General features: G+C 24.8%; 13 protein-coding genes. 2 read left to right on the top strand and 11 right to left on the bottom strand.

What is annotated here, in order from left to right:
• From MBORA_RS05385 to MBORA_RS05375, 3 genes are all read right to left on the bottom strand, one after another.
• The coding region (locus MBORA_RS05385) for a hypothetical protein (protein WP_156482697.1) at positions 1-307 on the bottom strand (307 nt) is incomplete at its 3' end.
• A gap of 1,171 nt (positions 308-1,478) precedes the next feature.
• Complete coding sequence (locus MBORA_RS05380; protein ID WP_042692541.1) at positions 1,479-2,210, bottom strand: hypothetical protein; 732 nt, start codon at positions 2,208-2,210, stop codon at positions 1,479-1,481.
• Positions 2,211-2,219: 9 nt separating this feature from the next.
• Positions 2,220-3,506, bottom strand: coding sequence for an AAA family ATPase (locus tag MBORA_RS05375; protein ID WP_063720344.1), 1,287 nt, complete (start codon positions 3,504-3,506; stop codon positions 2,220-2,222).
• A 143-nt stretch (positions 3,507-3,649) separates the two neighbouring features.
• On the opposite strand from MBORA_RS05375, the gene MBORA_RS05370 reads away from it, so the two are divergent.
• Positions 3,650-4,741, top strand: coding sequence for a cation diffusion facilitator family transporter (locus tag MBORA_RS05370; RefSeq protein ID WP_042692548.1), 1,092 nt, complete (start codon positions 3,650-3,652; stop codon positions 4,739-4,741).
• Here the strand turns inward: MBORA_RS05370 and MBORA_RS05365 are convergent.
• On the bottom strand, positions 4,738-5,316 hold the full coding sequence (locus tag MBORA_RS05365; protein ID WP_042692551.1) for a hypothetical protein: 579 nt from the start codon (positions 5,314-5,316) through the stop codon (positions 4,738-4,740). The two genes, MBORA_RS05370 and MBORA_RS05365, sit on opposite strands and share 4 nt — an antisense overlap.
• 77 nt (positions 5,317-5,393) lie before the next feature.
• Between MBORA_RS05365 and MBORA_RS05360 the strand changes: the two genes are divergently transcribed.
• A complete protein-coding gene (locus MBORA_RS05360; protein ID WP_042692554.1) occupies positions 5,394-6,092 on the top strand; it encodes a thymidylate synthase in 699 nt (232 codons plus the stop codon).
• Positions 6,093-6,098: 6 nt separating this feature from the next.
• Here the strand turns inward: MBORA_RS05360 and MBORA_RS05355 are convergent, their stop codons facing one another.
• From MBORA_RS05355 to MBORA_RS05325, 7 genes are all read right to left on the bottom strand, one after another.
• Positions 6,099-9,605: a C1 family peptidase gene (locus MBORA_RS05355; protein ID WP_052331784.1), complete on the bottom strand. Its 3,507-nt coding sequence runs from the start codon at positions 9,603-9,605 to the stop codon at positions 6,099-6,101.
• A gap of 106 nt (positions 9,606-9,711) precedes the next feature.
• Positions 9,712-11,673, bottom strand: coding sequence for a C1 family peptidase (locus MBORA_RS05350; protein WP_063720343.1), 1,962 nt, complete (start codon positions 11,671-11,673; stop codon positions 9,712-9,714).
• A 16-nt stretch (positions 11,674-11,689) separates the two neighbouring features.
• Positions 11,690-13,132: a hypothetical protein gene (locus MBORA_RS05345; protein WP_042692561.1), complete on the bottom strand. Its 1,443-nt coding sequence runs from the start codon at positions 13,130-13,132 to the stop codon at positions 11,690-11,692.
• 118 nt (positions 13,133-13,250) lie between these two features.
• Positions 13,251-13,547: a putative quinol monooxygenase gene (locus MBORA_RS05340; protein WP_042692563.1), complete on the bottom strand. Its 297-nt coding sequence runs from the start codon at positions 13,545-13,547 to the stop codon at positions 13,251-13,253.
• Between the two features lie 12 nt (positions 13,548-13,559).
• Positions 13,560-14,234: an NADPH-dependent F420 reductase gene (gene npdG / locus MBORA_RS05335; protein ID WP_042692566.1), complete on the bottom strand. Its 675-nt coding sequence runs from the start codon at positions 14,232-14,234 to the stop codon at positions 13,560-13,562.
• A gap of 69 nt (positions 14,235-14,303) precedes the next feature.
• The gene (locus tag MBORA_RS05330) at positions 14,304-15,380 is read right to left on the bottom strand and encodes an NAD(P)-dependent alcohol dehydrogenase (RefSeq protein WP_042692569.1); all 1,077 of its coding nucleotides are present in this window, start codon (positions 15,378-15,380) and stop codon (positions 14,304-14,306) included.
• Between the two features lie 1,296 nt (positions 15,381-16,676).
• The gene (locus tag MBORA_RS05325) at positions 16,677-17,297 is read right to left on the bottom strand and encodes a DUF4013 domain-containing protein (protein ID WP_052331785.1); all 621 of its coding nucleotides are present in this window, start codon (positions 17,295-17,297) and stop codon (positions 16,677-16,679) included.
• Positions 17,298-17,960 lie beyond the last annotated feature (663 nt).

The following is a 17,960-nucleotide window of genomic DNA, read 5'->3' as shown; positions in this document are numbered from 1 at the left end:
TAATAACACTAACTCCATTTTCTAAATAAATTTTACGCCGATTATAAGATTTTTTAATAACATCATGAGAAAAACAATGCTTACAATGAGGATCATGATACTCAATAACCCCATCTTTGTTAATAACACAATCTTCATCATAGAATACCATCGATATACAAAAAAAAATTGAACAGTATTCATCACCAAAACTACATTGCACTCTTTCATCATCATTTTTTCTAACAAGATCAACATTCGAATAGTTAAATATATATTGGTTGCCATCCAAAATAAGATATGGAAGGCATTTGTTTTTGGTATTCATGTATAAATATTTGTCTTCCAACCTATATAAAACTTATTATTGCTCAAATTAAGAATATAATTACAAAAATATGGTAAAAATAATTTAAGAAAAAAATCAACAAGTTAATCAAAAATTAGAAAGATTTAAAAAGAAATAAAAAACGCAAAAAACTAGTATTAAAACCCATCACAACAAGAAAACAACAACTAATATTTAAATCTTTTCACAAACACAACATAAAACACCAAAAAAAATCAAAGAAAAAGAAAAAAACTAAAAAAATATGACAAAGAGCTAACAAATTGACAGTGCCTTAAAAAGGAACCACACCTATAAACCTAAGGATTTTTTTCTTATGTTTTTAATATTTTTTATTTTTTTTCCTTTAATTTTTGTTGAATTTAGCTTATTTTATTGGATACTTCTAATTGTTTTTTAAATTTAGTTATATCTGTATTTGATAATTTTTAGTAGTTAATTTTAAATATTATTAAAAACATCAAGTTATATTAAATTAAAGCATTAATCATTTTTTATAGATTATGTAGGAGAATATAAATAGTGTAAATGGCATATTACTATACATGAATTCATTAAAACCCTTTATAAGTAATAACATAGTTGATTTTCCAAATAAATCTTTATATTTTTTGATTGTGATCAATTGAATGTTTGTGATTTAATCAGTCCCCAGATGATTTAGATTTTTTCCATGAATATTATGATGATTATTATACAGAAATTGTTTATTATGAGTATGAAAGAACAGTTTGTCCAAATTGTGGTATTTTAATGAATAGTAATGGTTCTAGAGTAGCCAAACCAAATAAATAGAAAAATATACGTAAAAAACAATATATATTGTCCAAATTGTGGAAAAACACATTACCCAAGCTTAGAGAATTTCATAAAAGAAATTTTCAAATTATACCAAGATTAATATGTGAAAAATCAACAGAATTGAATCAATTGCATATTTACCCTATTAAAAAAAGGCAGAACTTATAAAACTCGAAAATGGAATAAAATTAAATCGTCAAACAGTATATTATCATGAATCAACATATTCTGAATCATTAACCACCAACTATAGCATAATTCAACATACTCAAAAACCACAACACACCATCTTATAAAAAAAAACAGACACATAAATAAATTTATTTAAAATCTAAAACCACCAAATACTTTAAAACTGTTTTATAAATACGTCAAATTCACTACGTGTTCTAATAAAGTAGTCATTAATTATATTAACCATTTTTAATCTTTCAAATTGGTGTTTTAATTTATTTTCAACTGAATGACCAAAGAATCTATCAGCACTAATATTTTTATCATATCTATTTAAAAATATGTAGAATTTAACATCAATATTTTTTAAATATTCTTCTAAATTTTTTGGAGTGATATTATTCTTTTCACAGTATTCTTCATAAAGAATAGGTAATGCTACCATAATCGTTTCAATTGGTTTAAGTCTTAAACTTACTTCAACACTGTCAACAAAATTATTTTTAATTAATTCAAATTTATTAAGTAGACCATCAGATATGATTTTTTTATTAGAATACTCAAAAGTTTGCTGATTTTTCTTTTCTAATTTTTCATAAATAACATCTAAAACATTATATGTTGATTCTCTTTCCAAATTATAAAATTTAAACTCAATAATATAAAAAATCATCTTATTTTCATTATCAATCCTATAAAAAATAGCATCTGTAGTTTTTGGAAGATTATTTTTAAATTTCAAAGATTTTTTGCAAATATCATCTAATGAATACATTTGAAAATCATTTACTACTAATGATTCATTTCTATCCCCCATAGATTTTGATATTTCAGTAATTGGTATGTAAAATTCATCTTTAAAGCTTTCAATAAAATCAATAAACTCCTCATTAGTTAATTGACTCAATTAAATCACCTATTCCAATTCCTTTTCAAGTCTAACTTGATCAATTGCAAAATATGGTTTACCTAAGTTATCATAAATTTTTGATAATTCACTTGATTTTACTTCATTTAAATTAAACAACTCATTTCCATCGGACTTTTCAGTTAAATAATAATTCGTTTCATCATCTAAGTCATAATACTCACTAAAAGCATTAATCGCTTCAATAAATAATGGACTATGAGTATTAATATAAATAGAAACATTTAATTTTTTAACTAAAAGCATTAATATATTTGCTAATTTAAATTGCCAATCTGGATGTAAGTTTACTTCTGGTTCATCAATTATTAAAAAACAATTTTCTTTTAATTTACGATTAGATAATAGTAATTGAATAATTCCAATTTGTTTAATTCCTGATGCTGTATTATGCATTAAAGAAGAAATACCATTTTCACAAGAAAATGAAAATTCTCTATTTTCATATATAAAATTACCATTGATAATAGACTTAATTTCTTTTTCTAAATCTATTATGTTTTTGTTTATTTTATCATCAAAAACATTTAAAGTATCATTTGAATTATTAATTAAATTTTTTTTCAAAAAATCAATATGATCAATAGGTTTTTTGCTTGAAAATCTAATATTATCAAACATATCTAAAATTGAAATTGAATCAATATAATAAACATCATTTAATATGATTCCACCTTTGCAAATAAATGCATCATCTGAAGTAAAGTCATGATTTTTAAAATCAATTATGAATTTAAATGAATTATTTATACCAATTATTTCAATTAAACTATTAAAATTGGTTGTTGAGAATTCTGATTCTAATAAGCTTCTCATTAATGAAATATAAAGTGAATCATCATTTTGATTAACAATATCAATTAAATTATCAATTTGGTTAAATTTTTCTAAAACTTCTTTTTTATCATTATTAGTAATGTCTAAATTATAAAAATCATTTTTTATATTTTCATAATCATCTAAGATTGCATTAAAATCTTCATTATTTCTAATTATAAAATAGCCCCTATTAAAATTTCGATAATTTTCATAATTATTTCTTCTTAAAAAACTTGCAATATATCGTGATTCTTCCCTAATTAAATTTACAATATCTTTATATGCAATTTTTTCACGGTTATATGAATTAGATCTTAAAAAAGAGTATAAAAATTTACTTAATGTTGATTTACCAGTAGCATTATGTCCACCAACAATAGTAACTTTATTAATATTAATATTGGCTTCATTAATTGGCCCTAAATTTTTTAAATGCACTCTCATATTATCTGACATAAAAAACACCAAAATTCATTTAAATCTATATAAAATTAAACATTTAAATCTATTGTTTTTAAAAAAGCAAAATTTAATTTAATATGAATAATTATTTTCATTAATAAAAAGAATTAATATAATATCAAAATATAACTTAAACTATGACTAGGCAGAGTAAAATAATTAAAACAAGCATAATCGGAATTGTAGTTAATTTAATTTTAGTTGCATTTAAAGCTGTTGTTGGAATTCTAACTAATTCAATAGCTATTACTTTAGATGCAGTTAACAATCTTACTGATGCAGTATCATCTATAATAACTATTATTGGTGCTAAATTATCTGGAAAAGCTCCTGATAAAAATCATCCTTATGGATATGGTAGGATTGAGTATTTTTCTTCTGTTATTATAGCTGCTATTGTTCTTTGGGCAGGTATTACTGCTTTTCAAGAATCATGGCCTAAAATATTTACTCCAGATGTGACTCATTATACTACTGTTTCTCTTTTTATTATTGCTGTTGCGGTTTTTGTTAAATTTGTTTTAGGTAGGTATGTTAAAGGTGTTGGTGAGAATATTAACTCACAGGCTCTTGTTGCTTCTGGTAGTGATGCTTTTTTCGATGGTGTTTTATCTTTATCTACTTTAGTTGCCGCTATTATTTCCCTACTTTATAATATTAGTCTTGAAGGAATTTTAGGAGTGGTTATTTCTTTAGTTATTATTAAGGCTAGTTTAAATATGTTAAAAGAAACATTAGATAATATGATTGGCCTTAGGATTGATTCTGATTTGTCTAAAAAGATTAAGGATTCTGTTGAAGAATTTGATGAAGTTTATGGTGCTTATGATTTAAGTTTACATAGTTATGGACCTGAAGATATGCAAGGTTCTATTCATATTGAGGTGTCTGATGATTTAACTTCTAGAGATATTCATAAATTAACTCGTGAGATTAGGTTTAAGGTTTATAGGGAATTTTCTATTATTTTAACTATCGGAATTTATGCTAAAAATGCTAAGTTTAGTGAAATTTATAATAATATTCTTGATATAACAAAAAAATATGAAGAAGTTTTACAAGTTCATGGGTTTTATGTAGATGAGGAAAAACAATTAGTTAGTTTCGATATGATTGTTGATTTTGATGCAAATCGTGATGATGTAAAAGAAAAGATTTTAAATGAAATTAAAATAAAATATCCTCAATTCAATTATTTTATACTTGATGATTATGATGTAAGTGATTAGAAATTTAGTGCTATTTCAATTGCCTCCCTATGAGTTTTATAAAAAAGCAAATTTAAAGTGGTTAATAATTCCTGAGGAGCATATAATAAATCAGCAGCAGATGAAAATGGAAGCAACACATTTTTCATACCATTTTCATAACATGATTTTAAAACCTCAGGAATATTTTCAATCTTTTCAATGGAATTATCTTCATTAACATGACCTAAAACAATAGTATTCGGCATGAGTGCCCTACCAGATTTTAAACTTTCACTAGCTATTAGGCGAGCTAAAGTAGTTTTATTAGTATTATTATTGCCAACAATATTTTCAACAACAGTATCTTCACCATTATCTTTTAATTTATAAATATCACAACCACATCCAAAATAAACTTCACCAACCTTGTTTTCATCTTGTTTTAAAGATTCAATTATTGACATAAATCCATTAAAGTCATCAGTTTGGCTATTATTTTTCTCTTCTTTATTTATAATGGAAATAATTTTATTATTTTGAGATATTATTTTATTGTTTTGTTTTATGATTTTTTTATTTAAATTAATAAGTTGATTTAATTGTTCTTCTGTCATAATTATCCATTACTATTTTAACATATTTAAAGTATAAAGTACAAAGTTATTAACAATTTTAAAGGGATTGTTTTACCATGTTAAGTATTACTAAATGTTATATTGATTTTGTAAATAAAATCTTAAAACAAGGAAAAGAAACTTATAAAGATAGCAATCATCATTTAGTAGAAAGTTTAGGTAATTTTTACATTATTGATGATCCTCTTGATTTAAAATTCAAAGCTAAGTATGAAAATTACACAACTGCTATGATGTTAAACGATATTAAATCTGGAAAATTTGATATTGATGGTTGCCCTATTAAAAGTGATGCATTATATGAATATGTTAAATCATTTGAAAACTCATCAGATCAAGGATTTGTATACACCTACCCCAATCGTGTATTAGCTCACTTTAATATTGACCAATTTGATGTGATGAAAGAGCGAATATTAAATGCAACAGGATCAAATAGAGCAGTAGCTATTACCTATGACCCGAAGTTAGATGCAGATAGAGAAGATATTCCATGTTTACAATTCCTACAATGCCTTGTAAGGAATAATGAATTAACAATCCACTGTTTATTTAGAAGTAATGATATTTTCGGAGCATTCTATTCAAACATGTTCTTTATAGCTTATATTGGTCTTAAAATGAAAGAAGAAGTTAATAAAGAATTACTTGGTAAAAAATTAAACTTTGGTGGAATTCACTATCATTCCACATCAGGACATATTTATAATACTGATTTAAAAGCAGCACGTACCTTAATATCCAATAATAAATAATATTTATTATTTTTTTATTATTATTGTATTTTTAACCTTAGACTTGCCATAAATAGAATATATATCGTATTTGCCAACTTTTAGATTTTTTAATTTTAATGTAGCTACACCTTTTTTATTAGTTTTGATTTTATAGGTTTTACCTTTAAATTTAAAGGTGATTTTTTTGTTTTTAAGAATTTTACCTTGATTGTTAACTAACTTAGCCGTGAATTTAATTGTTTTTGCTTTCTTTTTTGATAAGTTTTTAGTAATTAACAATGATTTAATAACAACATTGTTTAAGACTTTAAATCCCTTATAAGTAGCTGCGATCTTATATTTTTTAGGATTAAGATTGACTTTTAAAAATGCATAACCTTTGCTATCGGTTTTTATAAAGTAGCTTTTTCCATTGATTTTAAATGTTACAATTTCACCTGCACCAACTACTTTTCCATCATCTCCATATACTCTAACTTTATAATATGTTTTAGCAGTAAAGTATGCATTAATATCCTTATTTGCAGATAATCTTTTTATTATTTTAACAGCATTAGTGTTGTTTTCTAAAGTTTCAGGATTAGTAAATGATATTAAATATTTACCGACATTTAACTTTAGTTTTAAGTAAATTACACCAAAACCATCGCTTTTAACAATGTATTTTTTATTATTAACTGTAAAATTAACATTCGTATTAATTAACGCCTGTCCACTTTTATCTAAAAATTTAGCTTTAAAGTCATAATCACTATTATATCCTCTTTTTAAATTATTAGATTCAATACTAGATAATGAGGTTATTATAAAATTAGCATTAGATGATAAATAATTAGTATTTCCATTATAAATAATGCTTATTTGATAATTACCTGCAGGCAATGTTAAATTTGTATAAATCAATCCATTAACATCACTTTTAAGATTATAATTATTTCCATTAATGACAATTATAACATCTTCATTAACCAATGCTTTTCCACTACTAATTAATTTAGCTGTGAAATTACCATTATAATATAATGTTGTATTATTGGCTAAAATCACTGATTTAATCTTATTAACCTTTAAATTATTAGTGATAAAAGCAGGATTATGATTATTATCTCCTGGATAAAATATTTTAAATTCATAAAAGCCAGCACTTAAATTAGCAATTGAAATATTAGCTGAAGCATTATTAATTGTTAAATTATAAATTTTACCATCAAGTATAATAGTTAAATTTCCAGTTGAGCCATTAACTAGTTTTATTTTAATTTCTAAAGCATCACCATAATCTATACTTTCATTATAATTAACTGAAATAGGAGAAGTCTTATTAAATAGGGTAAATGCTTTAATGCAAGCTACTTGTGATTTATAAGTATGTCCAGGATAACTATAATTAAAATCATATAAATCTGTCCAATTTTCACCATCCCAACTAAAGTAAGAAATGCCCGGTGAGTAAAAAACTTTATTAGAACTTACTTTTTCAGAAATTGGAAAACTAACATCACTACAAGTAATTTTGAAGATAACTTCAAAAATATCCCCTGGATTAAGTGAAATATATGTACCTAAATCAATTGTATAATAACCTGCAGCAGATGAACCGTTTTTAATTAGTTTTAATGTGTTGTTTACATAAATAGATAATTCCCAATTGCATTTTTTTTCAAAATATGTTGAAACTGCCCTTAAAAACTCATTATCAGTTGAATTAAAAATATTTTTATACCAAACACTTGTTCTATTACTTAATAAGTAATCTGTTTTGCCTACTATGTCATATTGGTAATTTTTATCATATTTTATATTATCATTTAAAATAAATGTATATGACCCATCACTTCGACCAACCGGAGCAAATTTTGTATCATAATATGAAACATAGAAATATCCATTTCCACACCAATCAGATCCCCAACTGTTTTTAACAATCCAAGCACCATCACCTGGTGGTTTAATTCTAAACTTATTTTTAGAATATGAGTCATCCCATCCAACAATACATACCGCATGATTACATCCCATATTCCCATTATAATAATGATTATTACCTTTTTGATAAGATTCATTACGATGCATTTGAGTTGCAACAGCACCATATTTTAAAATAGCTTCTTTAATAGCATTATTGTCCGTAAAGTTATCACGTTTTAAAAAAATAATATTTTGAATATGAAATATACTATTAAATACTTGAGATAAAATACTATTTTGATTATATACTTCATCAACTTCATGAATAGGACCTAACCAATTAACTAAATAGCTAATAGCCATATCATCAAAGCCGCCTTTATTAGTTTCCCTATTCCATCCATAATCAGAATATAAACTCATTAAATTTTTCATGTTTTCTTCTGATAAATCATATTCTTTTCCTGTTGCTTTTAAAAGACATGATTCTAAAGCACCTAATGCTGCAAATGCCCAACAATTACCACCAACCCCCTGAGCTTTAACAGAAGAAACTAATCCTTCTAAGCGCAAATCATAAAAACTAGGTATTGTTCCATTGAAAGTAGAATTATAATTAACAAGAGTATAATTTCCATTTCCTATAACTGAATTAGGAATGTTTGTATCATATAAATCCATATATTTTAAAGCCGTGTTGTTGAAAAATGTTAAATTATTGACTGTTTTATTTAGATTAAGCAATGAGTAAAGTGCTCCTGCATATTTCAGTGCATAATTATTCTTAAATTTTATATTATTTAAAGTTAATGACGATGAATTATCAATAAATAATGCTCCGCCATAAATAGCTGAGTTACTAGTAAAAGACCCATTAACAATTGAAAACTTACCATATAAATGATAAATTACTCCTCCTTGATAGCTTGCATTATTGTTTTTTGCAGTGAAATTATTAAAAGTAACATTTGATAAAACAGAACAAACTCCACCTCCAAATACAGAAGAAAAATTATAAACACAAATGTTATTAGCATTTAATGTGGAATTAAAAAGGTAAATTGCCCTAGAATTCTTAGTATAACTCCCTATAAAAGAAGAATTAATCAAATTATTATTTGATAATAAATTAGCTTTAATTATCCCATTTTCAGGCCCTAGTGATAATGAATTTTTAAAGATACAGTTTGTAATATTTAAATATCCCCCATTATTAAATATTGAAATATTTAATAAAGTTAAGTTTTGAAGGGTTAATACTTCGCCTTTATTAATAATGATTCGTGTATGATTAGATTTTAATATTGTATTAGTTACATCTTCCCCAAGTATAAAAATAGAATTATCAATATTGAATAGTGGAAAATTTAAATCATATTCTCCATTTGCCAAATAATTAACAGAGTCTTGTTTAAGTTTATTTTCAGCAATAGTGTTATATGGATTATCAATAGTTCCATTTCCATCATCATCACTAGAAGCATTAAAGTAATAATCACTACTTAATATTTCACCACTGACACTTCCAATGTTAGTGTCTGTTGTGTTATCAGCAGCAAAACTTAGTGGAATAAAAAGCAATATTAAAAATATAATTAAAAAGAATTTACTAGCTTTAATCAAAAATTTATCCTCCAAAACCTAAAATTTTCGTAGTAATATATTTTATACAATTTATATCATATAAATTAAACCACCATTTAAAAACAAACAAGACAATTTAATAAGATTAATTTATTACTGTAATTGTGTTTTTGATTTTGGATTTAGTATAAATAGAATAAATTTTATATTTTCCTACTTTTAAATTCTTAAGACTTATTTTTGCTATTCCTTTAGAATTAGTTTTAACTTTATATGTTTTTTCTTTAAATTTAAAAGTTATGGTCCTTTTATATAAAGTTTTACCTTTTATATTAACTAATTTTGCTGTGAACTTAATTTTTTTAGCTTTTTTAACCTTTATATCTTTAGTAATTAAAACAGGTTTTACAGTTATTTTATTAGCTACTTTAAAAGATTTATAAGTAGTTTTAATAGTGTATTTCCCAATATTGAGTTTTATTTTAAGTATTGCATAGCCATATTTATTTGTTTTAATTGTGTAGCTTTTTGAATTAACTTTAAATGTAATACTTACTCCTGAACCAACAGCTTTTCCATTATCTCCATAAACTCTTAGTTTATACTTTGTTGTAGCACCAAAATAATTAACAACATTTTTATTTTCTTTTAATATTGGAATAATTTTAAGTGTTTTAGATACTTTTTCAGTTGTTTGAGGGTTAATTAATGTAATTAAATAAGTACCAGTAGCTAATTTTACTTTTAAAGTTGCAATACCTTTTGAATTAGTTTTAAGATTGTGTTTTTTATTATTTATCATAAATATTATTTTTTTATTAGCTAGAATTCTTCCTTTTGAATCTAAAAATGTTGCTTTATAATCATAAGCACTATTATACCCTCTTGAGAAATCATTAGCTTTAATAGTTGACAGCACTTTTATTGTTAAACTCGTATTTGAAGCTAAATAATCGTCTTTACCATTAAAATAAGCAGTTAATATGTGTAAACCTACATTTAAATCTAAGTTAAGCTTAGCTATACCATTAGCATTTGTTTTTATTTTTTTATTATTAATTGAAATTAAAGCATCTGATATTGGATTTAAATAATAATCTTCTAAAATTAAAGTTAAAACACCACTTTTATAATAAACTGTTAAATTAGATCCATTTAAATTAGTTGGAATAAACTTAATATTTTCCACATTTATTGATTTTTCTTTTTTTAAAGACTTATAACCTGAATTAACATATTCAGCTGAGATTAATCTTTCACCTTTAGTCATGAATACGTGATTAAGACTAACTTTACCATTTTTAACGGGAACAGTGTATTTTAAATTATCTAAATAAAATATTACATTACCTGCTTGAAGTGGATATCCATATTCATTATAAATATTAGCTGTTAAGTCTAATTTATTATCATCTAGCGAAATACTTAAGTTTAATGTTGTATTAACCTCATTTAATATTGTAAATACTTTAATACATGCTACTTGTGAATTATAAGTGTGATCTGAAACTGCACTTATAAATTCATTATCTGTTGATTTAAAAATGTTTTTGTAATAAATACTATTTTTATTAGTGAATAAGTAATCTGTTTTACCAACTATGTCATATTGATAAATTTTATCATGTTTGACTGTGTCATTTAAAATAAAAGTATATGAAGCATCATTTTTACCAATTTGGGCAAATTTAGTATCATAATAGGAAACATAGAAATATCCACCATGGCCTGATGAATTACCCCAACTATTTTTTACTATCCATGCACCATTACCTTGAGGTGTTTTTTTGAAATTATTTTTAGAGTAATTATCATCCCAGCCAACAATACATACTGCATGATTACATCCAATTATGCCATTATAATAATAATTTAAATCATCTTTTAAATAAGAAGTAGAATAATACATCTTTGTAGCAACAGCACCATATTTTAAAATAGCTTCTTTAATAGCATTATTATCTGTAAAATTATCACGCTTTAAAAAAACAATATTCTGAATATGAAACAATGGGTTTAAAACTGGTGATAATACACTTTTAACATCAAATAAATTTTGATATTCATATACAGGACCTAATAAACTTACAAGATACGCTATTGCCATATCATGACGTCCACCTTCATTGGTTTTGTTTAAAAGCATTGTTGTTAGAGTAAAATAAGTTATTAGTATTATTAATTGGATTTAATAACGAATAAATTGCACCAGCAAATTTTAATGCTTTGTTATTTATGAATTTTAAATTATTCAAACTAAGAGATGATGAATTGTCTATAAATAATGCTCCACCATTTAAAGCAGAATTATTATTAAAATTAGAATCAACTAATGAAAATAACCCATATAAATGATAAATTGCTCCACCATCATAATTAGCACGATTATTATAACATTGAATATTGTTTAACAAAGTAGTTGAATTTAGAGAACAGATCGCACCTCCAAAATATGAAAAACAATTATTAATATTTACTTTATTTGCATTTAATTTAGAATTTATAAGATAAACTGCACCACCTGAGTCATTGCATGAAGAATCATTTAAAAATGTTGAGTTTATAATTTCTATTTCACTATTTTCACACGCAATAGCTCCACCATATCTAATAGCTGAATTATTTTTAAATATAGAATTTATAACCTTTAATTTAGCTTTATTTTCCATATAAACTACCCCACCATACTTATATACATTATTTGAAATAAATGATGAGTTTATAATATTTACAATTGCAAAATTACTTAAAAAAATAGCTCCTCCAAAATTTGCAGTATTGTTTATAAAAGTACAATTAATTATATTAGATTTTGAGTGATGATTATCATTTTTAATAACAGCTATATTAGAATGTTTTTTATTAGTAAAAATACAGTTACTTGCATTTAAAATTGCATTATTCTCAATAATAGAATTTGAAAAAGAAATATTATCTAAAATTAAATTTCCTTTATTTACAATTGATGTATTAATTAAATTAGAATTATTAATCTTAACATTTCCTTTAAATGAAGTTTCAATATATCCTTTAAATAGCCTGATTTTATCAAATAATAATTCATTGTTTGTAATATTTGCATATAGATTATTTGAATAGTTAAATCTCAATTCTACAACATTATTTTTAAATAAATTAGAATAAATAATGTTTACATTATTAAAAACAATTTCACAGTCATTAGAAAGCCTAAAATTGCAATTATTTAAAGAAATATTTTGAAAATGCATTTTTCCATTATTAATTAGAAAAGTAATATTGTTTAAAGATAAGTTTTTAAAAACCATGGTAGTGTTATCTATATCAAAAATAGAATTCTTAGAATTAACAATAGTGGTGTTTTGAGATTTACCACATATTACATGAGAATCATTGATTTTTAAATAAGTAAAATTTAATTCATAGACACTATCATTTAAATTAAGTGTTGGATTTTCTTCAATTTGTTCTGGTGAAATAATATGAGAAGTATTATCGCTTAATGTAGTTATATTATCATTTGCAGAACATACTGGAATAATCATAAATAAAAATAATAATAGTATTAAAATTTTATTTAACTCCACAAAAAATCCTCCAATTTAAATTAAATGTAACTATTAATTTTTATAAATTTAATAACATATATAATTTTAAAAAAATAGAATAGGAGCAATAATGTCCTCCTTAATAAATATATGTTTTTTATAAAGATAGTGGATTTGCATCAAATATATTAATCTCTAAATCACTCACAACCAAATCAGCGATGTTTTCACCAAAATTTAAAAAGTGTTCTGTTTTTAAGTGGCTGTTAAGAATCTCAATAGAATCCCATTGTTCAACAAATAATAATGTATCATCATCTGTATTGATTAATAAATTATAATCAATATTACCAGATTCCTCCTTTGATTTTTTTATTAAATCTTGGGCAAATTCAATTATCTTATTTTGACTTTCTCTATTCTTAGGAATAGCCTTAGCCTGAACAATAATCATTTTAATACCCTCCTAGAAATTTATACCTGTTATTCTAAGTCCTCCATAATGAGATTTATATTTAATATTTAATCCTATTAAAAGAGGAGTTATTTTTTCAATTATTCGTGCTTTTTCAAGAATTCCACAGTCTATAGTTTTTATACCTGGAATTTTATCTATTATTTCGCTTGCTATTTGTTTTGATTCACTATCATCTCCTGAAATTAAACAATCACATTCTATATCTTCTGGAATGTTTGATAAATGAGAATTACTAATATTACAAAATGCACATATGACTTTAGCTCCAGTTCCTTCTAGAATTGATGCAGTTCTCTCAGCAGCAGATCCTTCCATCAAATCTACAAACCTAAATGGTTTTCCACCAATTGCTGTTTCAAGAGGTACTGTTGCATCCATCACGATTTTACTAGTGCAAAATTCTTTGATTCCCTCAACTGTTGGTTTTTGTGCAACTAAAGGTACAGTTATAATCAACACATCTCCTTCACATGCTGCATCTTCATTAGTCATTCCACACATTGAAATATTATAATCTTTTAATTCTTCAATAGTTTCTTCAACTATAGTTAATGCTTTTTCCTCCTTACGAGATCCTATTATAATATCTACACCTTCAATAGCTAAACGTTTACCAATCCCCAATCCTTGTGAACCAGTTCCTCCGATAATACTTACTTTCATATTATCACCTTTTTTTATAAAAAAAGAAATAAGGTAAATAATTTAGATATTTACCTTTTCAGAACTAATTTAGTCTAAATCTAACATTACGACAGGTTTGATTAAATCTTTTGGTTTTTCTTTCATTAAGTAAAGAGCATCTTCAATTTTATCTAAACCTTCGAATTTATGAGTAACTAAAAGTTCTGGATCTTGTCTACCAAATAGAGCAAGGTCTGCAAGTCTTTCCATTCTTACACGGCCACCTGGACATAGTCCATTTTTAATATTTATGTTAGACATACCACATCCCCATTCTACACGAGGGATTAAGACATTGTCTGCTCCACTTAAATAGTTTACATTAGAAACAGTTCCTCCAGCTTTTGCACTTGAAATTGCTTCTTTCCATGTGTTTTCAAGATTACCTCCTGCAATGATAACAGAATCTACTCCTGCACCATCAGTTAGTTCTCTTACTTGTTCATCAATTGGTCCTTCCTTATAGTTAATTATGTCAGTTGCACCATATTCTTTTGCTACTTTTACAGAAATCGGTCTTGTTCCTGCTGCCAATAATCTTCCAGCACCTAAGAGCTTTGCTCCTGCAATAGCTGAAAGTCCTACAGCTCCAATTCCTATAACAAGAACACTTCCACCTAATGGTATATCTGCATTTTCAGAACCCATCATACCAGTAGACCACATATCTACTAACATGCATGCTCCTTCATCAGACAATCCATCTGGCATATGTGCTAAGTTTGCATCCGCTAAATTTACATGGAATCTTTCACCAAAAACACCATCTTTAAAGTTTGAAAATTTCCATCCACCTAATGGTTCCATGGTTTGTGATGGGAAACCTCTCTGTGCAGCTTCATCATCCCAATCTGGGGTTATAGCAGGTATAATTACTTTATCACCTGGTTTAAAGTTTTGTACTAAATTACCAACCTCTACAACTTCACCTACAGCTTCATGACCTAAAACCATGTCTTTACGATCACCAATTGCTCCCTCCCATACAGTATGTATATCTGAAGTACATGGAGATACACAAGTAGGTTTAATGATAGCGTCTAATGGTCCACATTCAGGAACTTCTTTTTCAACCCAACCAGTTTCATTTAGTTTTTTCATTGCAAAACCTTTAAAAGTTGCCATAATATCACCTAATTTTATTCAACTTATCTCTTTAAATAAGTCTTATTTATTAGGCCCAAATGTAAAAAAAAATCAAACAATAATAAATCATAATATTATATTATCAAACTTATTTAAATTAATAAGTTGATATTACATAATCTATTCATTAACATATATACATATTTCTATTTTATTTTACAATACATAGAAAAGTCTAAATTATATATATATTAAATATTAAAAAAATGTGTATATAATTCAATGAAAATTTTAAATTATTGAAAAAAGTAATAATGAAAAAAATAGGATTTAAAACCTATTTTTTAATTTTAATAGTGTTTTTGATTTTAGAATCCTTATAGCTAGTATAAATTAAATATTTAAAAACTTTTAAATTATTTAAGCTCAAAGTTGCAAAGCCTTTTTTTATTAGATTTAAAACTTTGTAGAAACCATAATAAAATTTGGGTTAACATCGAATTTTTTTACCATTTTAATCATATAAGTACATATAGTTTCTTATTTTAATAATAACTTATTTTAAAGAGGATTTTTTTATTTGAAATTACACTTTGATGTAAAAAAATTTTATATTGCTTGAATTTTAATTTTAATCGAAATCCAGATTAAATTCTTATTACACTTGAAAATATACTTAGTAAAGCTAAAATAAAAAGATAACAAAATATTTATAATAAAATGGAGAATATATTTGAATTCAAGACATCTAAGTCTTTTGGATTTTTTGGTCTTGATGTTGATGAAAAATTTTTATACACACATTCACTGAAAAAAATAACAAGATAGATACCAACTTTCACATCATCAAATAAGACAAAGCAAATGTATAAACCTCCATTATCTAGTAACAAACAAAGCATATGATTCAGAAAAAATAAGAAAATGCATAAATGAAAATAGGAGCATTTGACCAAATACCACTTAAAAAAGAGCTATAACAGGAAATACAGATTAAAAAGTCAAAGCATATTGGATTAAACTACCAAATAATTGATATAGCTCCACAATTATATTTAGCATCATTTTTATTACAAATTAAACTGTCTAAGAAAAATGTTGAATTAAAAGCAGTTATAGCTAGCTTAGAATTTAAATGAATCGTGTTGTCATTTAACTCATTAAATAGATTATCTACTGATGCACCTCCTCCAGCTTGAGATTAATTATCAATAATAATCAGCCTTAAGTTTATTATTAGTTTGGTTTATTGTATCATTTTCAAAAGCACTAATTAAGGAATTGTAACAATTAAAACAAAAAAAATTATGAAAATAAAAAAAAGAAAAGAGAGATTTATGCTTCTCTATATAATAAACCTAAAGATCTATAAAATATAATTTCAAGTAAACTTTGACCTAATAAAAATCCTAAAACTATTCCTATATATGGAACTAAATTAAGAATTCCAACAATAAGTCCTATAACTATAATAACAATAATTAAAAGAATAAGCCAACTTATAACTTTACCTGTACCAATAGTTTTAATATCATTAAATACCTCTCCAAAGTTCAATCCTTCAGATAAACTTTCATATTTAGAAAATCTAGCAAAAGCAATTGATGAAAAAATAGAAAATACAATAAATAGTATAATTCCAACAATTAATGTAATAACAATTGAAATAAAAAGCGTTTCAAAAGTAGATTGAGGAATAGTATTAAAAAGATAAGTTTGTAAATCAGCAACATTATTCTCAATAGCACCAAAAGCTACTGAAAGAATTTCAATACCTGCAAATAAACCTCCAGTTAAAGTGGCTACTAATAAAGTAATAATAAATGGAATTATATAATAGATAAAAATTAAGATAAATGCTTTTATACCATCTAAAATATTGTTTCCAAAATCTAGTTCAGGTAATTCATCAACATTATTTATAGTATTTCTAACAATATTAACAAGATAACCCATTGCTGTCAAGCTAATGGTTTTTTAATTTTTTTAAAAACTATCTTGTATGTTTGATTTGCATTTTTTATGATAAAAATTCTTTTTATCTCTTTTTTTGTTTGTTGGTGGTTTAATTTTTGTGTAAACCAAATCTTTTTTGGCCATGTCAATTATTTCTTTAACTATTATTTGTATTTCTTCTTGGTTGTCTGTTAGTAGTCTGGGCAATTCCTCTTTTATGTTTCCAATCAATGTGTTGATGTTGGTTTTGTATATGTATTTGTATTTTGTTGTTTCTTTTGGTTTTCTTGTTATTTGTTCTTCTGCGTCGTGTTTGAGTCCTATTAGTATGTTGAATAGGTATGTGTGGCTATAGAAGTCCTTGTTCTATTATTATTTTCTTTTTTCCTGTGAATTTTTTCGATTTTTAATATTGTTTTTTAATCTGTCGTAATTATGTTTCTATTGTCCATCTATCGCCGTATAGTTGTTTTAATTCTTCATGGTGTTGCTATTTCTTTTGGGATATTGGTAAAATAGTATTTTATGTTTTTCCATTTTTTAGTTTTACTTTTACAATTCATTACTTTTTATATTACTGTTTTTAATCTTGCCATTTCTTTTAGTTCTTCGTTTTTGAAATTTCTACGTTTTAATGAATCTAGACTAATGAAGAATGTTTTA

This window comes from Methanobrevibacter oralis (assembly GCF_001639275.1).
In the GTDB taxonomy this organism is placed as follows: Archaea; Methanobacteriota; Methanobacteria; order Methanobacteriales; family Methanobacteriaceae; genus Methanocatella; species Methanocatella oralis.
Note: the sequence above shows the minus strand (reverse complement) of the source record. Positions and strands in the feature narration are given on the sequence as shown.